The following is a 21156-nucleotide window of genomic DNA, read 5'->3' as shown; positions in this document are numbered from 1 at the left end:
TTGCTCGCGATGGTCGTTAACGATGCCGCGGGGAATCTGATGCCCCGCGGTGCCCCGTCCACCCTCGCGAGCAAGCGCGCTCCTACAGCGGGGAGGTGGCGTTCTTCAGTCGTGCAACAGGTAATCGCGACCTTCGACCTGCCCACGCCGGAGCGGGTTGCGCGTGCAATACGCCGCATGGCTGGCGTCGACGAAGCGGTACAGCAGGTGTTCGTCACGTCCGCCGGGGATGCCCAGGCGGGTGGTCTGGATGATCGGTGCCACCTGGGTGCCGACATCCTCGACCAGCAACCCCTGCGGGTCGAAGCGCTTGGCGTCCCACATCGGCACCTTGAGCCCCAAGGCCTTGCACAGCAGGGTCTGGCCGGCACACAACTTCTGCGCCGGACGCGCCATGCCATTGGCCGTCGGATTGTTTAGCAGCATCTGCGCCAGGCTGGCCGGGCCGGACAGTTCATCGACCCACGGATAACCGGATTTGATCAGCACCGCGTTACCCGGCCCGTGGGCGCTGAAGTTCAGCGAATCGCCGCCGCGGGCGTAATACATATAGATATGCCCGCCATCCAGAAACAAAGCCTTACGTTTTTCTGTGTAACCGAGGGAGGCATGGCTGCCTTTTTCCTCGAGGTAATAGGCTTCGGTCTCGATGATTCGCGCCGCCAGCCAGAGATCGCCGACCTTGTGACGGATGACTTTGCCCAGCAGTTCGCGGGCGAGCAGTTGCGCATCGCGGTCGAAAAAAGCGTCGGGCAGGGCGCTCGGCAAGGGCGCGGGGGTGGGGCTGGGCATCGTGGGCGCGAGACTGTTGACGGCGGATTGGAGGTGAATCATAACGTTTTATGCCTTAATTGCGCCTGAACACCCGCTATTTACCCTCCATTTCGACCATCCGCCCGGCACCGCTGTCCGTCAGGCGGCGCGACAGCTATAATCGGCCGCTTTCCTCTTTGCCAAGTCCCCCTTAAGAGCCATGACTGAGTCCGTTCTCGACTATATGACCCGTCTGGGTCGCGCTGCCCGCGAAGCTTCCCGCGTGATCGGCCGTGCCAGCACCGCGCAGAAGAACCGCGCCCTGCTGGCCGCCGCCGCCGCGTTGGACGCTGCCCGCGCCGAGCTGAGTGCCGCCAACGACCTCGATCTGGCCGCCGCCCGTGCCAATGGCCTGGAGCCAGCACTGGTCGAACGCCTGACCCTGACCCCTGAGCGTATCGATGGCATGATCGTCGGCCTGCGTCAGGTGGCCAGCCTGCCGGACCCGGTGGGGGCGATCCGCGACATGAGCTACCGGCCATCGGGGATTCAGGTCGGCAAGATGCGCGTACCCCTGGGGGTGATCGGCATCATCTATGAGTCGCGGCCGAACGTGACCATCGATGCCGCCAGCCTGTGCCTCAAGTCGGGTAACGCGACCATCCTGCGCGGCGGCTCCGAGGCCATTCATTCCAACCGTGCCATTGCCGCCTGCATCCAGCGCGGCCTGGACGAAGCCGGCCTGCCGGCGGCCGTGGTGCAGGTGGTGGAAGTCACCGACCGCGCTGCCGTCGGTGCGCTGATCAGCATGCCCGAGTACGTCGACGTGATTGTGCCGCGCGGTGGCAAGGGGTTGATCGAACGGGTCAGCCGCGAGGCGCGGGTGCCGGTGATCAAGCACCTGGACGGCATCTGCCACGTGTATGTCAGCGCTCACGCGGACCTGGAGAAGGCCCGCGACATCGCGTTCAACGCCAAGACCTATCGTTATGGTATCTGCGGTGCCATGGAAACCCTGCTGGTGGATAAGACGGTCGCCGCCGAGTTCCTCCCGGCCATGGCCGAGCGCTTGCGCGCCAAGGGCGTCGAGCTGCGCGGTTGTGAGCGGACCCGCGCGGTGATCGAGGTCATCGCGGCCACTGAAGAAGACTGGAGCACCGAATACCTGGCGCCGATCCTGTCGATTCGCGTGGTCGACGGGCTGGACGCGGCCATCGAACACATCAACCATTATGGTTCGCACCACACTGACGCCATCGTCACTGAAGACCTGGCGCAGTCCCGGGCGTTCATGGCCGAAGTCGACTCCAGTTCGGTGATGCTCAATGCCCCGACCTGCTTCGCCGACGGTTTCGAATACGGATTGGGTGCCGAGATCGGCATTTCTACTGATAAGCTGCACGCCCGCGGCCCGGTAGGGCTGGAAGGCCTGACCTGCGAGAAGTACATCGTGGTCGGCGACGGGCAGTTGCGCGGTCAGGCCGCGGTCTGATCGAGTGAGCAAACGTCTGTCAGCCGTCGTCAGCCCGCGCCAGGTTCCGCCCCGGCGTATCGGCGTGCTCGGCGGAACCTTCGACCCGGTGCACATCGGCCATTTGCGCAGTGCCCTGGAAGTCGCGGAACTGATGGGCCTCGATGAGTTGCGCCTGACCCCCAGTGCCCGGCCACCGCATCGTGATACACCGCAGGTCTCGGCCATCGATCGATTGGCAATGGTCGATTGCGCGGTGGCCGGCGTCAGCCCGCTGGTGGTGGACGACCGCGAGCTGCAACGGGACAAGCCGTCCTACACGATCGACACCCTGGAACTGATGCGCGCCGAGCTGGCCGCCGAGGACCAGTTATTCTTGTTGTTGGGCTGGGACGCATTTTGCGGCCTGCCCACCTGGCACCGCTGGGAGGAGTTGCTCCAGCATTGCCATATCCTGGTGCTGCAACGCCCGGATGCCGACAGCGAACCGCCGGATGCCTTGCGCAACCTGCTGGCCGCGCGGTCGGTCAGCGACCCGAAGGCCCTGCCGGGGCCTGGCGGGCATATTACATTCGTCTGGCAGACCCCCCTCGCGGTGTCGGCCACCCAGATCCGTCAACTGCTGGCCAGCGGTAAGTCGGTACGTTACCTGGTGCCTGACGCGGTCCTGGCCTATATCGATGCGCACGGGCTGTACCGTGCGTCGAACTGAAACGGCGCGCTTGAAAGCACGAATAGTCGTGTATTGAAGCGCCCGAACATATGAGCAAAACGAGTTTTATATGACCAACAACGACGTAAGCAAAGTAAAGCGCAAAGGCACGTTCAAGAGTGCTCCGTTGCCGGAGAAAGTCCTCAGCGGCGAGCCCCTCAAGGGCGAAGAGCTGGTCAAGGTTGCCGTAGCGGCCCTGGAAGACGTCAAGGGCCAGGACATCCTGGTGATCGACGTTCGCGAGAAGCAGAGCATCACTGACTTCATGATCATCGCCACCGGTACCTCCAACCGCCAGATCGGCGCAATGCTGGACAAGGTCCGCGAAGCGGTCAAGGCCCTGGGCATCAAGCCGCTGGGTGAAGAAGGCAAGGGCGACAGCGACTGGGTCCTGTTGGACATGGACGATGTAATTGTCCACATGATGACCGCCAGCGCTCGTCAGTTCTATGACCTGGAACGCTTGTGGCAGGGTGCCGAGCAGAGCCGTTCGGCCAGCGCCGCGCACCACAGCCCGGAAAACACCCATGAGCATTTCATCAAGCTCAACAAAGACCAGGAATAAGGTGGCGTTGTGCGCCTGCGCCTGATTGCTGTTGGTTCACGCATGCCCAAGTGGGTGGAAGAGGGTTGGCACGAGTATGCCAAGCGTCTGCCATCCGAACTGGCGCTGGAACTGGTGGAAATTCCACTCAATACCCGGGGCAAGAACGCCGACGTGACGCGCTTTATCCGTCAGGAAGGCGAAGCGATGCTGGCCAAGGTCGGTCCGAACGAGCGGATCGTCACGCTGGAGGTCCATGGCAAGCCGTGGAGCACCGAGCAGTTGGCGGTCGAACTGGATCGCTGGCGGCTGGATTCGCGCACGGTCAACTTCATGGTCGGCGGTCCCGAGGGGCTGGCGCCGGAGGTCTGTGCGCGGGCCGATCAGCGCTGGTCGCTGTCGCCGCTGACCTTGCCGCACCCGTTGGTGCGGATCCTGATCGGTGAACAGCTGTATCGCGCCTGGACCGTGCTGTCCGGGCATCCTTACCATAAATAAGCCTGCCGAATGACTCAGCCGATTCGCCTCAAGGACCACGAGAAAGACGCCCGTCTGGTGCGTAACCGTGTCGTGGTCGGCGCAATTGTGGTGGTGGCGCTGATCGGCGTGCTGATCGCCCGGCTGTATTTCCTCCAGGTGGTCCAGTACGACTATCACTCGACCAAGTCGGAAAACAACCGCGTCCATGTCCAGTCGATTCCGCCGAGCCGTGGCCTGATCTACGATCGCAACGGCCTGGTGGTGGCGGACAACCGACCCAGTTTCAGCCTCAGCGTGACCCGTGAACGCTCGGGTGACTGGCGTCAGGTGCTGGATGTGCTGGTGGAGGTCCTGCAGCTCACCCCGGAAGATCGCGTCCTCTTCGAGAAGCGCGTGCGCCAGGGGCGGCGGCCGTTCGAGCCGGTGCCGATCCTGTTCGAGTTGACCGAAGAGCAGATCGCTCGGGTGGCCGTGAACCAGTTCCGTCTGCCGGGCGTCGAGGTGGTCGCGCAGTTGGTTCGTCACTATCCCCAGGGTGCGCACTTCGCGCACTCGGTGGGCTACATGGGGCGGATCAACGAGGCCGAGCTCAAGGCTCTGGACCCGGTGAACTACAGCGGCACCCACCATATCGGCAAGACCGGTATCGAGCGTTTCTACGAGGCCGAGTTGCACGGCCAGGTCGGTTACGAGGAAGTCGAGACCAACGCCCGCGGACGTATCCTGCGGGTGCTCAAGCGCACCGACCCGGTGCCGGGCAAGGACATTGTCCTGAGCCTGGACATCAAATTGCAGGAAGCCGCCGAAGAGGCCCTCGGCGGCCGGCGCGGCGCCGTGGTGGCGTTGAACCCGGCCACCGGCGAGGTGTTGGCGATGGTCAGTCAGCCAAGTTTCGACCCGAACCTGTTCGTCGCCGGGATCGGGTTCAAGGCCTACGCCGAGTTGCGCGACTCCATCGACCGGCCGCTGTTCAACCGGGTGCTGCGCGGCCTTTATCCACCGGGCTCGACCATCAAGCCGGCGGTGGCGATTGCCGGGCTCGACAGCGGCGTGGTCAACGCTTCGACGCGGGTCTTCGACCCCGGTTACTACGAGCTGCCCAACTACGATCACAAATACCGTAACTGGAACCGTACCGGCGATGGCTGGGTCGACCTGGACACGGCGATCATGCGTTCCAACGACACCTACTTCTACGACCTGGCGCACAAGCTGGGCATCGACCGACTGTCCACCTATATGAACAAGTTCGGCTTGGGCCAGAAGGTTTCCCTGGACATGTTCGAGGAGTCGCCGGGGCTGATGCCTTCGCGCGAGTGGAAGCGCGCTACCCGGCGCCAGGCCTGGTTCCCGGGCGAAACCCTGATCCTCGGGATCGGCCAGGGCTACATGCAGGCTACCCCCCTGCAACTGGCCCAGGCCACGGCGCTGGTGGCGAACAAAGGGGTGTGGAACCGTCCGCACCTGGCCAAGACCATCGAAGGCCGGAAGCCGCTGGATCAGGACCCGATGCCGGATATCGTGCTGCGTAACCCGGCGGATTGGGACAAGGTCAGCCACGGTATGCAGCAGGTGATGCACGGCGCCCGCGGTACCGCGCGCAAAGCGGCCATCGGGTCGCAGTACCTGATCGCCGGCAAGAGCGGTACCGCTCAGGTCGTGGCGATCAAGCAGGGCGAGAAGTACGACCGTTCGAAAGTCCAGGAGCGCCATCGCGACCACGCCCTGTTCGTCGGCTTTGCGCCGGCCAACAACCCGAAAATTGCCGTGGCGGTGATGGTCGAGAACGGGGAGTCCGGTTCCGGCGTGGCCGCGCCAGTGGTGCGCCAGGTCATGGACGCCTGGTTGCTCGGCCCGGATGGCAAGCTCAAACCCGAATATGCCGACTCAACCCCCTTGCAGGTGATGCCTTGATCGCCAATTTCGACCGCATCCTCTCCAGCGAAGATGTGATGCGCCGCCGGGCCACCTTGTTGCAACGCATGCACATCGATGGCCCCCTGCTGGTCCTGCTGCTGACCTTGGCGGCCGGCAGTCTGTTCGTCCTTTATTCGGCCAGCGGCAAGAGCTGGGACCTGCTGATCAAGCAAGCCACCTCCTTCGGCATCGGCCTGGTCTCGATGTTCGTGATCGCCCAGCTCGAACCGCGCTTCATGGCCCGCTGGGTGCCACTGGCCTACGTGCTGGGGGTGATGCTGCTGGTGGTGGTGGACGTCATGGGGCACAACGCCATGGGCGCCACGCGCTGGATCAACATTCCCGGGGTGATTCGCTTCCAGCCGTCGGAATTCATGAAGATCCTGATGCCGGCGACCATCGCCTGGTACCTGTCCAAGCGCACCCTACCGCCGCAGCTCAAGCACGTGGCCATCAGCCTGATGCTGATCGGCGTACCGTTTATTCTCATCGTCCGCCAGCCCGACCTCGGCACCTCGCTGCTGGTGCTGGCCGGCGGCGCCTTCGTGCTGTTCATGGGTGGCCTGCGCTGGCGCTGGATCATCAGCGTGCTGGCGGCGGCGGTGCCGGTGGCGGTGGGCATGTGGTTCTTCATCATGCACGACTACCAGAAGCAGCGGATCCTGACCTTCCTCGACCCGGAAAGCGATCCGTTGGGCACCGGCTGGAACATTATCCAGTCCAAGGCCGCCATCGGTTCCGGCGGCGTGTTCGGCAAGGGCTGGCTGCTGGGCACCCAGTCGCACCTGGACTTCCTGCCGGAAAGCCACACCGACTTCATTATTGCGGTCATGGGCGAAGAGTTCGGTCTGGTGGGCATCTGCGCCTTGCTGCTGCTCTACCTGCTGCTGATCGGCCGTGGGCTGGTCATCACCGCCCAGGCCCAGACCCTGTTCGGCAAGCTGCTGGCCGGCAGCCTGACCATGACCTTTTTTGTCTATGTTTTCGTCAACATCGGTATGGTCAGCGGGCTGCTGCCGGTGGTGGGGGTGCCGTTGCCATTCATTAGCTACGGCGGAACTTCGCTGGTGACATTGCTGTCAGCGTTTGGGGTGTTGATGTCGATCCATACCCACCGCAAGTGGATCGCACAGGTTTGAGCAAGGTGAACAATTCAATGCAAGTATTGCGCGGTTGGGCGGCTCGGTGTGCGCCCTGGATAGGCCTGGTCGGCTGTCTGGGAGCAGGGACGGGCGCGCTGGCCGGTGATTACGAAGGTTCACCGCAAGTGGCCCAGTTCGTCGCGGAAATGACCCGCGACTATGGCTTTGCCGGTGAGCAACTGATGGAGGTATTCCGTCAGGTCGAGCGCAAGCAGAGCATTCTCGACGCGATTTCCCGCCCGGCGGAACGGGTCAAGCCGTGGAAGGAATACCGTCCGATCTTTATCAGCGATGCGCGGATTGCCCGTGGTGTCGACTTCTGGCGCCAGCATGAGGTGGCCCTGGCCCGTGCCGAGCAGGAATACGGTGTGCCGGCCCAGGTGATTGTCGCGATCATCGGCGTGGAAACCTTTTTTGGCCGTAACACCGGCAATTACCGGGTAATCGACGCCTTGTCGACCCTGGGCTTCGACTACCCGCCGCGGGCCGAATTCTTCCGCAAGGAGTTGCGCGAGTTCCTTCTGCTGGCCCGCGAGGAACAGCTCGATCCGTTGAGTCTCAAGGGTTCCTACGCCGGGGCCATGGGCCTGCCGCAGTTCATGCCGAGCAGTTTCCGCGCCTATGCGGTGGATTTCGACGGCACCGGGCATATCAATATCTGGACCAACGCCGACGACGCCATCGGCAGCGTGGCCAGCTATTTCAAGCGCCACGGCTGGGTCGCCGGCGAGCCGGTGGTCAGTCGCGCGGACGTGCGTGGCGAGCAGGTTGACCAGGGCCTGAGCCCGGGGATCGACCCGGTCAAGACCGTTGGGGAGTTGCGGGCGCTGGGCTGGTCGAGTCATGATGCGCTGCGCGATGATATGCCAGTGACGGCGTTTCGCCTGGAAGGCGACAATGGCCCGGAATATTGGATGGGCCTGAAGAATTTTTATGCGATCACGCGCTATAACCGCAGCGTAATGTACGCCATGGCCGTGCATCAGCTGTCTGACCTGTTGGTCCAAGCACGGGGCGTCAAGTAATGCAGGCTTTGCCGATTCCAAAACCACTGAAGCTGTTGGCTTACACCGCGTTGGCGGTGTTGGTGGTCAGTTGTTCGACCAGCCGCTCGCCGTATCAGTCGTCGTCCGCCTCCAACACCATCCGCGCCAAGCCGGGGCTGGACATCAACCGTGCGCATAAAGATGGCGCGCCGTGGTGGGATGTCGATGTGTCGCGGATCCCGGATGCCACGCCGACCCTGCACACCGGGGCGTACAAGGCCAACCCCTACACGGTGCTGGGCAAGACCTATTTCCCCCTGACCGACTCCAAGCGCTACGTGGCCCAGGGCACGGCGTCCTGGTACGGCACCAAGTTCCATGGCCAGAACACCGCCAATGGCGAGGTCTATGACCTGTATGGCATGAGTGCCGCGCACAAGACCCTGCCGTTGCCCAGCTATGTGCGGGTGACCAACCTGGACAACAATCGCAGCGTGATCCTGCGGGTCAACGACCGTGGGCCGTTCTATTCGGACCGGATCATCGACCTGTCCTACGCTGCGGCGAAGAAGCTCGGTTATGCCGAGATCGGCACGGCGCGGGTCAAGGTCGAGGGCATCGACCCGCAGGAATGGTGGGCCCAGCGTGGTCGTCCGGCGCCGTTGATGCTCAACGAGCCGCAAGTGGCGCAGTCCCAGGCCCCGGCCCTGAGCGCGTCCACCGGGACGATCGAACAATGGACGCCACCACCGCAGCAACACGCCAGCGACGTTGTGCCGGTACAGGCGGACGCAAAAAAAAACGGTTCTGCACCAGCCTCTGGCCAGTATCTCCAGGTGGGCGCGTTCGCCAACCCGGACGCTGCCGAACTGTTGAGATCGAAGCTAAGCTCGATGGTCAACGCACCGGTGTTCGTCAGCTCGTTCGTGCGCAACCAGCAGACCCTGCATCGGGTGCGGATGGGGCCGATCGGCACGCCGGGTGAAGTTCAGCAAGTGCAGAACAGTGTGCGTCTGGCCAATCTCGGTTCGCCAAGTCTGGTGACGTCGGAGTAACACAGGCACAATTGTGGATTGGGCTGCTTTTTAAGGGCCGGGTCCTGGGTTGTTGGTTCGTTTGATAATAAAAGCCTGGAAAGGGTGGTGGAGCGAGCAACCTGACACGTGGCAGTTGGAAAACTGTCTGATTTATTTTTGCCCGCGAGGGCAAGTTTCCATTAGCGACTTCGAGAGACGGATGAACATCACCACCTTTGCCAAACGTTTGTGCCTGCTTGTACCCCTGATCGTTGCGCCTGCCGCCTGGGCCGCCGATGACATGGCCCTTCCAGCCTCGCCGCAACTGGCGGCCAAAGCCTATGTGCTCATGGATGCCGCCAGTGGCAACGTGCTGGTCGAGAACAACGGCGACCAGCGCCTGCCGCCGGCCAGCCTGACCAAGCTGATGACCGCCTACATCGCGACCCTGGAAATCCGCCGCGGGCAGATCGGCGAGAACGATCCGGTGACCGTCAGCGAAAACGCCTGGCGCACCGGCGGTTCGCGGATGTTCATCAAGGTCGGCTCGCAGGTGACCGTCAGCGACCTGCTGCACGGCATCATCATCCAGTCCGGCAACGACGCCAGCGTGGCGCTGTCCGAGCACATCGCCGGCAGCGAAGACGCATTCGCCGACATGATGAACAAGACAGCCGCTGACCTGGGCATGAGCAACAGCCACTTCATGAACCCGACCGGCCTGCCGAACCCGGAGCACTACTCGTCGCCCCACGACATGGCGGTGCTGGCCCGCGCGATCATTCGCGTCGACCCGGTGCACTATGCGATCTACTCGCAGAAAGAGTTCTTCTGGAACGGCATCAAACAGCCTAACCGCAACCTGCTGCTGTGGCGCGACAAGACCGTCGACGGTCTGAAAACCGGCCACACTGAAGAAGCCGGCTACTGCATGGTGTCCTCGGCGGTACGTGACGGCCAGCGCCTGATCGCCGTGGTGTTCGGCACCAACAGCGAGTCGGCGCGTGCTTCTGAAACCCAGAAGCTGCTGACCTACGGTTTCCGCTTCTTCGAAACCCAGACCTTCTACCAGAAGGGCACGGAACTGGCCCAGGCACCGGTCTGGAAAGGCACCACTCATCAAGTCAAGGCCGGTCTGGCCGAAGACCTGACCATGACCATGCCTAAAGGCCAGCTCAAGAAGCTCGCCGCCAGCATGACCATGAACCCGAAACTGGTCGCACCGATCGCCAAGGGCGACGTGATCGGTAAAGTCGAAGTCAAGTTGGACGACAAAGTGGTACACAGCGCCGATCTGATCGCACTGGACGCGGTCGAGGAAGGTGGTATCTTCCGTCGCCTGTGGGACAGCATCCGTATGTTCTTCTACGGCATGTTCAACTGAGGCATTCGACCGCTAACAAAGAGTGTCGATTTACCTACCTCGCGCCTGACCCGGGTGCGAGGTATGTCCGCTGCCTGGGCTTACGAGGCCGTTATTGTCATGACAGACACTGAAGTAAAAGCACCGAAAATCGAATTTCCCGTTACCGACTACCCGGTCAAGGTGATCAGCGACACGGGTGTGGGCAACAAGGACAAGATCGTCGAGATCGTCAAGAAACACGCCACGATCAACGATAACCGGGTGGACGAGCGCCAGAGCACCAACGGCAAGTACACCACGATCCAGCTGCACATCGTGGCCACTGGCCAGGATCAGCTGTACGACATCAACAGCGAGTTGCGGGCCACCGGTTTCGTACACATGGTGCTGTGATGGGCGGTGTGCTGGGCTTTCGCGAGCTCGGCCAGACCCCTTACGAGCCGGTCTGGCATGCCATGCAGCGTTTTACCGATGAGCGCAAGAACACCGACCTGCCGGACGAAATCTGGCTGGTGCAGCATCCGCCGGTATTTACCCAGGGCCAGGCCGGCAAGGCCGAGCACCTGCTGCTGCCGGGGGATATTCCGGTGGTCAAGGTCGATCGCGGCGGTCAGGTGACCTATCATGGCCCCGGCCAACTGGTGGCCTATCTGTTGCTGGACGTTCGCCGCCTGGGTTTTGGCGTGCGCGAACTGGTCAGCCGGATGGAGCGTTGCCTGATTGATTTGCTCGCCGAGTATGGCGTGAGCGCCGAAGCCAAGGCCGATGCGCCCGGCGTGTATGTCGACGGCGCGAAGATCGCTTCGCTGGGCCTGCGGATTCGCAACGGTTGTTCGTTCCATGGCCTGGCGTTGAATGTCGACATGGACCTTGGGCCGTTTCGACGGATTAACCCCTGCGGTTATGCGGGGCTGGCGATGACCCAGCTGCGTGACCACACAGGACCGATTGAATTTGCCGAGGTAAGTGCCCGGCTGCGCGCGCAGCTCGTCAAACACCTCGACTATGCTGAGCAGACGACCCTTATGGGCGGAATCGATTGATATGACTACTGCGCAAGACGCTGTGCAAACCCTGATCCCGGCGCTGGACGTTTCCGAGCGCCCGGCCCGTGCGAAAGTCGAAACCGGCGTCAAGCTGCGTGGCGCCGAGAAAGTCGCACGCATCCCGGTGAAGATCATTCCGACCACCGAACTGCCGAAGAAACCCGACTGGATTCGCGTGCGCATCCCGGTTTCGCCGGAAGTCGACCGTATCAAGCAACTGCTGCGCAAGCACAAGCTGCACAGCGTCTGCGAAGAGGCTTCCTGCCCGAACCTGGGTGAGTGCTTCAGCGGCGGCACCGCGACCTTCATGATCATGGGGGATATCTGCACCCGTCGTTGTCCGTTCTGCGATGTCGGCCACGGCCGACCGAAGCCATTGGACGTCAACGAGCCGCAAAGCCTGGCCATCGCCATCGCCGACCTGCGCCTGAAGTACGTGGTGATCACCTCGGTGGACCGCGACGACCTGCGCGACGGCGGTGCCCAGCACTTCGCCGACTGCATCCGCGAGATTCGCAAGCTGTCACCGAACGTGCAGCTTGAGACCCTGGTCCCCGACTACCGTGGGCGCATGGACATCGCGCTGGAAATCACCGCCGCCGAGCCGCCGGATGTGTTCAACCACAACCTGGAAACCGTGCCGCGCCTGTACAAGGCCGCGCGTCCGGGTTCCGATTACCAGTGGTCGCTGACCCTGCTGCAACGCTTCAAGCAGATGATGCCGCACATTCCGACCAAGTCCGGCTTGATGCTGGGCCTGGGCGAAACCGACGAGGAAGTCATCGAAGTCATGCAGCGCATGCGCGAGCACGATATCGACATGCTGACCTTGGGCCAGTACCTGCAACCGTCCCGCAGCCACTTGCCGGTGCAGCGTTTCGTGCACCCGGACGTCTTCGCCTGGTTCGCCGAGGAAGGTTACAAGATGGGCTTCAAGAACGTGGCTTCCGGGCCGTTGGTGCGTTCGTCCTACCATGCCGACGAGCAGGCCAAGCTGGTCAAGGCTGAACTGATCGGAGCGTAACCCTTGAACCGTCGTCGACCCGTGCAGGCTTCCTATCAGGTCCAGAGCGCGGTGCCGGCGCTGCGTCAGGGCGGGGTGATCGGTTTGATCGCCCCGGCCGGTCCCGCGGCCCTTGATCCGCTCAAGGCGCAGCAGTGGGTGCAGGCCCGCGGCTACGAGCTGCGGATATTTCCGGGTGTTGCGCAACGCGACGGTTACCTGGCCGGCAGTGATGAGGTCCGTCTGCGCGACCTGCACGATGCCTTTGCCGATCCTGAAATCGATGTGATTCTCTGTCTGCGCGGCGGCTATGGCTGCCCGCGTCTGCTGGACGACATCGATTTTGAATTGCTCAAAAAACATCCAAAAGCCTTGGTGGGTTATAGCGACATCACTGCGCTGCACCTGGCGATTGCCCGTTATGCGGGGTTCATGACCTTTCACGGGCCGCTGTTCAATGCGGATCTGCTCGGAGACAAGCTGCCACCGACCGAATCCTCGTTGTTCAACCTGCTGACCGGGCAGGTGCGCGCGGGTAGCGTGTTCGAGCATCCCGGGGCGTTCCTCTTGACCACCGTCATACCGGGCGTGGCCTCAGGGCGCCTGCAAGGCGGCAACCTGTCGTTGATCTGCGCGACGCTGGGCACGCCCTATGAAATCGACACCCAGGGTGTGATCCTGCTGATCGAGGACGTCAACGAGCCGCTGTACCGGGTGGATCGGTTGCTCACGCAGCTGCGCCTGGCGGGCAAGCTGGAAGGCCTGGGCGGCGTGCTGGTGGGGGATTTCGCCGGAGTCGACCCGGATGCGCTGGCGCGTTTGCTCAAACAGGAGCTGGGGTCCTTGGGCATTCCGGTGCTGGCGGGTTGGCGCAGCGGGCATTGCGATCCGAACCTGACCTTGCCGCTGGGTGCACGGGTGCGGTTGGATGCCGATGCCCGGCAAGTGGTGTTGGAGCAGGATGTGGTGCGCGCCGAGTAACCTGGTTTTGTCCACAATCTCACGGCTGATCACATTCCTTGTAGGAGCTGGCTTGCCAGCGATGAGGCCCGGAAGTCTTGCATCGACTATCCGGCCGCCATCGCCAGCAAGCCGGCTCCTACAGGGGGCAGTGCACTTCTAGCGGCTACGCAAACTTTCCAGCAGCTTGTGATTCGGATAGCCATCTGCCGGCCAGCCCAATACTTGCTGGGCCCCACGAATCGCCTTGCGGGTATTCGCCCCGATAATGCCGTCGGGATTGCCGGCGTCATAACCCTTGGCACTGAGCTGGGTCTGCAACTCGATCCGCTCGGAACGGCTCAACGGCAGATCATCCTTCGGCCATTCGCCACGAATCAAACCGGCGCCGTTGAAGCGCTGGGACAACAAGGCCACCGCCAGCCCATAGGACGACGAGTTGTTGTACTTGAGGATGGCGCGGAAGTTGTCCAGCACCAGGAACGCCGGGCCACGATAGCCCGCCGGCAGCAGCAGGGCGGCGGACAGTGGCGCCGCGCCGTTTGGCAAGGCGGTCCCTGCCGGCAAGCTGATACCCATTTGCAGCCATTCACTCACGGTCTTGCGGATCGTACCGTCGGCCTGGGCGTAGTCGAAGGACGCTGGCAACACCACTTCCAGCCCCCACGGTTGTCCGCGCTGCCAGCCGGAGCTTTGCAGGTAGTTGGCGGTCGAGGCCAATGCGTCGGCCGAGTCATTCCAGATATCGCGGCGACCGTCGCCATCGAAGTCCACCGCATAGCTGTTGTAGGTGGTGGGGATGAATTGGGTCTGGCCCATGGCCCCGGCCCAGGAGCCGAGCATCTGCTCAGGCTGGATATCGCCATGCTGGATAATCTGCAGCGCTGCCAGCAACTGCGCCTGGGCGAAACCCGGGCGACGGCCTTCGTAGGCCAGGGTCGCCAGCGAGCGGATTACCGACTTGTCGCCCTGGAACTGGCCGAAATTACTTTCCATGCCCCACACCGCCACGAGCGCTTCTCGGTCGACACCGTAACGTTGTTCGATGCTCGCCAGCAGGGCGCTGTTCTGTGCCAGCAGAGCCTGGCCCTTGCGTACGCGCACGGGAGACAAGGCGCCGTCGAGGTATTCCCAGACCGGGCGGGTGAACTCCGGTTGGCTGCGGTCGGCCTTGATCACGCTCATGTCCGGGGTGACCCCGGCAAAGGCTGCATCGAAGATGGCGGGTGTGATGCCGGCTTTCAGGGCTTCGATACGGAACGCGGCCATCCACTCGTCAAAGCTTTGCGCAGGCTGGATCGTCAGGTCGTCATTGACCTGCGGCAGGACGGGGACCGGGGCTGCGGGAAGGGTTTGCAGTGGCTCGGCGTCGGCAGCGGTCGGCTTTTCCGCGCAGGCAACTAACAGGATAAAGCTGGTGGCGGCGAACAGTCGGCGTAACGGGCGACGAAGGGTAAGGCAAAAGGGCATGCGCGGGTCCGGATAATGCGAATCAGGTGCTGACCTTACCATGCTTGAGGGGGTGCAGTCGTGATGGCGCTTGATGCTTTCAGGCCGCCAGAAAGTAAGAAGCCTCCCAGCTTTTAGACTGGAAGGCTTCGCGGCGGTAGCTGCCTTTGCCCTTCGCCGGTTGTTCCTGACGGCTGCGGAACAGTGGCTGGGCGATGATGGATTTGGCTTTATTGGGGCGATGCCGGGACGGCTTGCTCATGGGCGTGCACTCTGGGGTGTGTTAACGAGTGCGAATCATCCGGCAGATTTTTATCGCTGTCCAGTGGGGGCATTTGGCGATCATGGATCGCCCGGATGGGGTTGGCGATGGTGTGGGAGCCAGCTTGCTGGCGATGGCGTCCGTGAGAGCAACGCAAGGCTTGCCGGCCTCATCGCTGGCAAGCCAGCGCCTACAGAGGGGGTTATTCCGCAGGTAACGCCAGGCGCTGGCCGCACATCAACAGGCTCAGCCGGCTCAGGCTGCTCCACGGCGAACCCGCCGCCTGACCCTTGATCTGCGCGTCGATCCGTTGCGCGTCCAGCAGCAACTGGCTCCAGCGCTGCGCCGAGTGCCGCTGCAGGGCTTTGCTCATCAGCGGCTTGCGCTTGTCCCAGACCGGTGGTCGAGCCTGGCTGAAGGCCTTGTCCAGCGGCACGCCCTGGCTGTATTGCAGCGACAGGTTGGCCAGCAGCCGCAGCTCCCTGGCCAGAGCCCAGAGAATCACCGGCGGCTCGACCCCTTCGCCGCGCAACCCTTCGAGCATCCGCAGGGCATGGGCCGCCTCACCATTGAGCACCGCGTCCACCAGGCCGAAGACATCGAAACGGGCACTGTCGGCCACGGCGGCCTGCACCGTTTCCACGGTGATCTGCCCGCCTTCGGCCATCAGCTTGAGCTTCTCGATTTCCTGGGCGGCCGCCAGCAGGTTGCCTTCGACCCGTGCGGCAATCAGTTCCACGGCGTCCTGTTGGGCGGAAAGACCGGCCTGGGACAGACGTTGGCGAATCCATTGTGGCAGCTGGGCCGCGTCCACCGGCCAGATCTGAATGAACTGGGTATCCCGGCCTTCGACCAGAGCCTTGCCCCACTTGGTCTTCTGCGCACTGCCATCAAGCTTGGGCAGGCTGATCAGCAGCAGGGTGTCTTCGGCCGGACGCGAGCAGTATTCGATCAGTGCCGCGGCGCCCTTGTCCCCGGGCTTGCCCGAAGGCAGACGTAGCTCCAGCAGACGCTTTTCGGCGAACAGTGACATGCTGGCGCCGGCTTGCAGCAGCGTGCCCCAGTCGAAGTTGGCGTCGGCGCTGAACACCTGGCGTTCGTCGAAACCTTGTTGGCGAGCGGTAGCACGAATGGCGTCGGCGGCTTCCTGGCACAGCAGCGGGTCGTCGCCACTGATGACGTAGACCGGCGCAAGACTACCTTGCAGGTGTTTGGCGAGTTGGGCGGGGGCGAGTTTCATAGGCGGGCAAAGGCGGGGCGCCCAGGGCGCCCCGACATGCTTACTGCTTCGGCAGTTGCAGCGGCGATTGCTGCGGCTGCGACGCTTCGTACTTGCGCGCGGCTTCCAGGGCGTCGGCGTCGGCCTTGGCCTTGTTGTCGGCGGTCTGTTGCAGGGCATCCAATTGCTCCGGTGTCAGCAATTGCAGGCGCAGGACCATCTGCTGGATCAGGTCGCGACGCATTTCCTTGCGCAGCTGGATCGCTTCGGTATCGCCGGCGGTGATGTTGTTGCCGTCGTGCACGTAGTACTTCTGTATGTTCAGCTTGCCAGTGAGCAGTTGCAGGTCGTGGTCGCCACGGACTTCATAGTACAGCGCGGTGTTGAGTTCGTACTCGGCGTTACGGCCGGAGCCCGAGTAGGTGGCGTTACGCTGGGTTTCCTGTTCGTCGGTCAGGACCAGCTTGTAAGGCGCGCCGCTGTAGACCTTGACGCCGCTTTGCTCAAGGACCTGGGTCAACTGCTTGACCGTATCACCGTAGGCGTTACGGGCACTGACCGACAATTCCTTGATGGTCAGATGATTGGTGCCGGTGCCGCGCAGCTGGAAGCCGCAGGCGCTCAGCAGCACGGCGAGGCCCATTACCAGCAGATTGCGTTTGATCATCTTGTTGTTCCCCTTGAAACCCTGTGGGTCGACGGTGCGACCGCGGAAGTCCTGCAAGGCGCCCACGAGGGTGGGCGCCCGATCCCATTTAGCTGGCGACGATATTGACCAGTTTACCGGGCACGACGATCACTTTACGAATCGTCAGGCCATCGGTGAAGCGCAGTACGTTTTCGTTGACCCGCGCCGCCGCTTCGATCTCTTCACGGCTGGCGCTGGCCGGCATGTCGATCTGGCCGCGCAGCTTGCCATTGACCTGGATCACCAGTTGCAGGCTGTCCTGGACCAACGCGCTGTCATCCAGCACCGGCCAGCCGGCGTCGATGATGGCGCCTTCGTGACCGAGGCGATGCCACAGTTCGTGGCTGATGTGCGGGGTGATCGGGGCCAGCAGCAGGGCCACGGTTTCCAGACCTTCCTGGATCAGGGCGCGATCCTGTGCGGTGCCTTGGGGGGCTTTTTCCAGCACGTTCATCAGCGTCATCACCTGGGCGATGGCGGTGTTGAATTTGTGGTGCTGGCCGACATCCTGGCTGGCTTGCTTGATCGCCAGGTGGATCGAACGACGAATGACTTTCTGCTCATCGTTCAGGGTCGCCAGCTCCAGCTTGCCCGGCAGGCCTTGGGTCACATGGGCCTGGGCCAGGCGCCAGACGCGCTTGAGGAAGCGGTGCGAGCCTTCGACGCCGGAGTCGGACCATTCCAGGCTCATGTCGGGCGGCGAGGCGAACATCATGAACAGGCGGCAGGTGTCGGCACCGTACTGCTCGATCATCGACTGTGGATCGACGCCGTTGTTCTTCGACTTGGCCATCTTCTCGGTGCCGCCGATTTCCACCGGCAGGCCATCGCTGAGCAGCTTGGCGCCAATGATCTTGGCCTTGCTGTCGCGCTCGAGCTCAACGTCCGCCGGGTTGAACCAGGTGTAGGCGCCGTTGGCTTCGCGGCGGTAGTAGGTCTCGGCGACCACCATGCCCTGGGTCAACAGGTTCTTGAACGGCTCGTTGGAGCTGACCAGGCCTTCGTCGCGCATCAGCTTGTGGAAGAAGCGCGCGTAGAGCAGGTGCAGGATCGCGTGTTCGATACCGCCGATGTACTGGTCCACCGGCAGCCAATGGTTGGCGGCTTTCGGGTCGACCAGGCCACCCTCGTAATGTGGCGAGGCGTAGCGGGCGTAGTACCAGGACGACTCGACAAAGGTGTCCATGGTGTCGGTTTCACGCTTGGCCGGCGCGCCGCATTTCGGGCAGCTGCACTCGTAGAACTCGGGCATGCGCGCCAGTGGCGAACCGGCGCCGTCCGGCACCACGTCTTCCGGCAGCACGACCGGCAGTTGCTCTTCCGGGACCGGTACGTCACCGCAGCTGTCGCAGTGGATGATCGGGATCGGGCAGCCCCAGTAGCGCTGACGGCTGATGCCCCAGTCGCGCAGGCGGAACTGGGTGCGCGAGGTACCGAGGTTTTTCTTGATCAGCGCGACTTCAATGGCGTCGAAGGCGCCGGCGAAGTCGAGGCCGTCGAACTCGCCGGAGTTGATCAGGCTGCCGTGTTCGCCGTAGGCGTCTTGCCACGGTGCCGGGTTGCTATCGCCGGAACTGGTGCGCACCACCGACTTGATCGGCAGGTTGTATTTGTGGGCGAACTCGAAATCGCGTTCGTCGTGGGCCGGTACGGCCATGACCGCGCCGTCGCCGTAGTGCATCAGCACGTAGTTGGCGACCCACACCGGCAGTTGCTCGCCGGTCAGCGGGTGCTCGACGAACAGGCCGGTCGGCAGGCCTTTCTTTTCCTGGGTGGCGACGTCGGCTTCAGCGACGCTGCCGCCCTTGCATTCGGCGATGAAGGCTTGCAACTCGGGGCTGTTGCGCGCGGCCAGGCTGGCCAGCGGGTGCTCGGCGGCCACGGCGACGTAGGTCGCGCCCATCAGGGTGTCCGGACGGGTAGTGAAGACTTTCAGGCTGCCGGCTTCGCCGATGGAGTCGAGGTGGTAGGGGAACTGCACTTCCATGCCACGGGACTTGCCGATCCAGTTGCGCTGCATGGTCTTGACCTGCTCGGGCCAGCCCGGCAGTTCGTCGAGACTTTCCAGCAGCTCATCGGCGTAGGCGGTGATCTTGAAGTAGTACATCGGGATTTCGCGCTTTTCGATCAGCGCCCCGGAACGCCAGCCGCGGCCGTCGATCACTTGCTCGTTGGCCAGTACGGTCTGGTCCACCGGGTCCCAGTTGACGGTGCCGTTCTTGCGGTAGATCACTCCTTTTTCGAACAGGCGGGTGAACAGCCATTGTTCCCAGCGGTAGTAATCCGGCTTGCAGGTGGTCACTTCGCGGGACCAGTCCACCGCCAGGCCCAGGCTGCGCAGCTGGGTCTTCATGTAGGCGATGTTTTCGTAGGTCCACTTGGCCGGTGCGACGTTGTTCTTCATCGCGGCGTTTTCCGCCGGCATGCCGAAAGCGTCCCAACCCATGGGTTGCAGGACGTTCTTGCCTTGCATGCGCTGATAACGCGCGATCACGTCACCGATGGTGTAGTTGCGCACATGCCCCATGTGTAGCTTGCCGCTGGGGTAAGGGAACATCGACAGGCAGTAGTAAGTCTCCTTGCCTGGCTGTTCACTGACTTCAAAGGACTTTTGCGCGTCCCAGAACGATTGGGCGGCGTTTTCGATTTCACGGGGCTGATAGTGTTCGTGCATGGCTACTTGTACTGGAAAGGGTGGCCTAATCCTCTTCAACGCATCCGTAAGGCGGTGCTGGAAGTGGAGTTACAGGAAGCGCCGTAGCATACATGACGCCGCTCTATCGAGGGAAACCCTGATTGCGCCGCCGCAGCCGTTGGTCGCGGCGGTCGGCTGGTTTGCCGCGCACCGCTAAGCTTGGAAGAGGGGGAGTGATTCTTGTCTTCAATGAGGTGAGCGGATGGTGGAGTCGCAGCAATATGTCATGAAACCCGAGTTGTACGAACGTTTGATCGTCCGTCTGGGGCTTGCCCTGGACGCAGCCAATACGGCGGTTCGATTGCGTGATGAGCAGCCTGCCGAGTTGGAGTTGCGTGGCTTGAGCCACGCCGAGTTCGAATTGATCAGGGCCTACCTGAATCTCAGTGGGCGGGATGTGCCTGTGCCGCCTTCCATTGTGGAGCACAAGGTGCCAGCCCGTTCGGCCGAGGTTATCTGGTTGAAAGACAAGGTGCCCAGTGCGGGTTCGGCGAAGTTCAAATCCGTGGGGGTCAAGTAACGTTCTCCCGGCGGCATCTGGTTCTCTGTCGCTAATCTGGCTTCGGTTTGAAGTCATTGTTCCAGAAGGTTGTTGATTGACCCCGATGCACTTAGGCTTCGGGCATCTTCTGGAGATGCCCGATGCCTATTCGTTACATCCTCAAACAATTGCTCATGCCGCCCGGCCTGCTGTTGCTGTTGCTGCTGTTTGCCTGGTGGTTTCGGCGCAGTCGTCCGCGTCTGGCGGGGTTGTGTTTTGCCCTTGGGTTGGGCGGGTTCTGGGTGATGAGCCTGCCGGTGGCGGTGGAGTGGGGCGCGCGGGCGCTGGAGAGCGTACCGCCGCTTGAGCGCAGTGAGTGGGCGGGCCTGGCGCAGCGCGCCGATGCGATTGTGGTGCTGGGCTCGGGGCGGGAGCGCGGCGACCCGGCATGGGGCGACGATCAGCCGACCGGCATCGGCCTGGAGCGCCAGCGCTATGCGGCGCGGCTGGCCAAGGCGTCGGGCTTGCCGGTACTGACCAGTGGTGGTTTGCATTATGGTACGCCGCCGAGTGAGGCGGCGTTGATGGCCGCGTCGATGCTCGGTGATTCCGGGGTGACGGTACGCTGGCAGGAAGGGCGCAGCACCACCACCTGGGAAAATGCCCAGTTCAGCTATGAGTTGTTGGCACCCCAAGGTATCAAGCGGGTAGTGGTGGTGACCCATGCCGCGCATATGTCGCGTGCGCTGTGGAGCTTTGAAAAGGCCGGGTTTACCGTGGTGCCGGCGCCGGTGGGGTTTTACGGACGGGACAATTCGAGCCCGCTGGGAGGCTGGATACCGGAGTTCAAGGCGATCTGGCGTAGCGGGCAGTTGATCAATGAGGCGGTGGGGCGGGTGGGTTACAGGCTGTTCTACCGCTAGACCGCAGTCTTGAAGAAAACACCGAACCTTGTAGGAGCCGGCT

At 62.8% G+C, this 21156-nt stretch carries 20 protein-coding genes and 1 pseudogene; 15 read left to right on the top strand and 6 right to left on the bottom strand.

All coding sequences use genetic code 11. From position 1 onward, the window contains the following. Positions 1-105: 105 nt before the first annotated feature. Complete coding sequence (locus tag AC07VG_RS28395; protein WP_495004153.1) at positions 106-792, bottom strand: DNA-3-methyladenine glycosylase; 687 nt, start codon at positions 790-792, stop codon at positions 106-108. A 181-nt stretch (positions 793-973) separates the two neighbouring features. Here AC07VG_RS28395 and AC07VG_RS28390 point away from each other — a divergent pair, with 181 nt between their 5' ends. From AC07VG_RS28390 to AC07VG_RS28330, 13 genes are all read left to right on the top strand, one after another. Next, a complete protein-coding gene (locus AC07VG_RS28390) occupies positions 974-2245 on the top strand; it encodes a glutamate-5-semialdehyde dehydrogenase (RefSeq protein WP_495022277.1) in 1272 nt (423 codons plus the stop codon). Positions 2246-2261: 16 nt separating this feature from the next. Then, positions 2262-2936: a nicotinate-nucleotide adenylyltransferase gene (nadD, locus tag AC07VG_RS28385; protein WP_495004189.1), complete on the top strand. Its 675-nt coding sequence runs from the start codon at positions 2262-2264 to the stop codon at positions 2934-2936. Positions 2937-3006: 70 nt separating this feature from the next. Continuing rightward, the gene (gene rsfS, locus AC07VG_RS28380) at positions 3007-3501 is read left to right on the top strand and encodes a ribosome silencing factor (protein ID WP_495004155.1); all 495 of its coding nucleotides are present in this window, start codon (positions 3007-3009) and stop codon (positions 3499-3501) included. Between the two features lie 9 nt (positions 3502-3510). Next, complete coding sequence (rlmH, locus tag AC07VG_RS28375) at positions 3511-3978, top strand: 23S rRNA (pseudouridine(1915)-N(3))-methyltransferase RlmH (protein ID WP_040071182.1); 468 nt, start codon at positions 3511-3513, stop codon at positions 3976-3978. Between the two features lie 9 nt (positions 3979-3987). Beyond that, the gene (gene mrdA / locus AC07VG_RS28370) at positions 3988-5874 is read left to right on the top strand and encodes a penicillin-binding protein 2 (protein WP_495004156.1); all 1887 of its coding nucleotides are present in this window, start codon (positions 3988-3990) and stop codon (positions 5872-5874) included. Between the two features lie 38 nt (positions 5875-5912). Next, the gene (rodA, locus tag AC07VG_RS28365) at positions 5913-7016 is read left to right on the top strand and encodes a rod shape-determining protein RodA (RefSeq protein ID WP_248806382.1); all 1104 of its coding nucleotides are present in this window, start codon (positions 5913-5915) and stop codon (positions 7014-7016) included. A gap of 17 nt (positions 7017-7033) precedes the next feature. Beyond that, positions 7034-8044: a lytic murein transglycosylase B gene (gene mltB / locus AC07VG_RS28360; RefSeq protein ID WP_495004157.1), complete on the top strand. Its 1011-nt coding sequence runs from the start codon at positions 7034-7036 to the stop codon at positions 8042-8044. Beyond that, positions 8044-9060, top strand: coding sequence for a septal ring lytic transglycosylase RlpA family protein (locus AC07VG_RS28355; protein ID WP_495004158.1), 1017 nt, complete (start codon positions 8044-8046; stop codon positions 9058-9060). The genes mltB and AC07VG_RS28355 overlap by 1 nt, the downstream gene beginning before the upstream one ends. A gap of 181 nt (positions 9061-9241) precedes the next feature. Further along, on the top strand, positions 9242-10405 hold the full coding sequence (locus AC07VG_RS28350) for a D-alanyl-D-alanine carboxypeptidase family protein (protein ID WP_218225856.1): 1164 nt from the start codon (positions 9242-9244) through the stop codon (positions 10403-10405). Positions 10406-10504: 99 nt separating this feature from the next. Continuing rightward, the gene (locus AC07VG_RS28345) at positions 10505-10780 is read left to right on the top strand and encodes a DUF493 domain-containing protein (RefSeq protein ID WP_100941582.1); all 276 of its coding nucleotides are present in this window, start codon (positions 10505-10507) and stop codon (positions 10778-10780) included. After that, on the top strand, positions 10780-11430 hold the full coding sequence (lipB, locus tag AC07VG_RS28340) for a lipoyl(octanoyl) transferase LipB (RefSeq protein ID WP_495004159.1): 651 nt from the start codon (positions 10780-10782) through the stop codon (positions 11428-11430). The genes AC07VG_RS28345 and lipB overlap by 1 nt, the downstream gene beginning before the upstream one ends. Position 11431: 1 nt before the next feature. Beyond that, positions 11432-12457: a lipoyl synthase gene (gene lipA / locus AC07VG_RS28335; RefSeq protein WP_495004160.1), complete on the top strand. Its 1026-nt coding sequence runs from the start codon at positions 11432-11434 to the stop codon at positions 12455-12457. A gap of 3 nt (positions 12458-12460) precedes the next feature. Next, positions 12461-13417: a S66 peptidase family protein gene (locus tag AC07VG_RS28330; protein WP_495022276.1), complete on the top strand. Its 957-nt coding sequence runs from the start codon at positions 12461-12463 to the stop codon at positions 13415-13417. Positions 13418-13555: 138 nt separating this feature from the next. On the opposite strand, the gene AC07VG_RS28325 is transcribed toward AC07VG_RS28330, so the two are convergent. The 5 genes from AC07VG_RS28325 to leuS all read right to left on the bottom strand — a co-directional run bounded on the left by AC07VG_RS28325 (position 13556) and on the right by leuS (position 19688). Continuing rightward, positions 13556-14866, bottom strand: coding sequence for a lytic murein transglycosylase (locus tag AC07VG_RS28325; RefSeq protein WP_495022275.1), 1311 nt, complete (start codon positions 14864-14866; stop codon positions 13556-13558). Between the two features lie 79 nt (positions 14867-14945). Further along, positions 14946-15107 (bottom strand): alternative ribosome rescue factor ArfA, encoded by a 162-nt coding sequence (gene arfA, locus AC07VG_RS28320; RefSeq protein WP_100941520.1) that lies wholly within the window; start codon positions 15105-15107, stop codon positions 14946-14948. 202 nt (positions 15108-15309) lie between these two features. After that, positions 15310-16347 (bottom strand): DNA polymerase III subunit delta, encoded by a 1038-nt coding sequence (gene holA, locus AC07VG_RS28315; RefSeq protein WP_495004163.1) that lies wholly within the window; start codon positions 16345-16347, stop codon positions 15310-15312. 40 nt (positions 16348-16387) lie between these two features. After that, positions 16388-16993 (bottom strand): LPS-assembly lipoprotein LptE, encoded by a 606-nt coding sequence (locus AC07VG_RS28310; RefSeq protein WP_495004164.1) that lies wholly within the window; start codon positions 16991-16993, stop codon positions 16388-16390. An 88-nt stretch (positions 16994-17081) separates the two neighbouring features. Further along, on the bottom strand, positions 17082-19688 hold the full coding sequence (leuS, locus tag AC07VG_RS28305; protein ID WP_495022274.1) for a leucine--tRNA ligase: 2607 nt from the start codon (positions 19686-19688) through the stop codon (positions 17082-17084). Positions 19689-19911: 223 nt separating this feature from the next. Between leuS and AC07VG_RS28300 the strand changes: the two are divergent. Both AC07VG_RS28300 and AC07VG_RS28295 read left to right on the top strand, forming a co-directional pair. Continuing rightward, a pseudogene (locus tag AC07VG_RS28300) lies at positions 19912-20091 on the top strand (hypothetical protein); the annotation flags it as partial. Between the two features lie 260 nt (positions 20092-20351). Next, positions 20352-21113, top strand: a complete 762-nt coding sequence (locus AC07VG_RS28295) for a YdcF family protein (protein ID WP_495004166.1) — start codon at positions 20352-20354, stop codon at positions 21111-21113. Positions 21114-21156: the final 43 nt, after the last annotated feature.

The sequence above is a fragment of the Pseudomonas sp. GW821-FHT03C07 genome (assembly GCF_059420925.1).
This window is presented reverse-complemented; position numbering and strand designations above follow the sequence as displayed.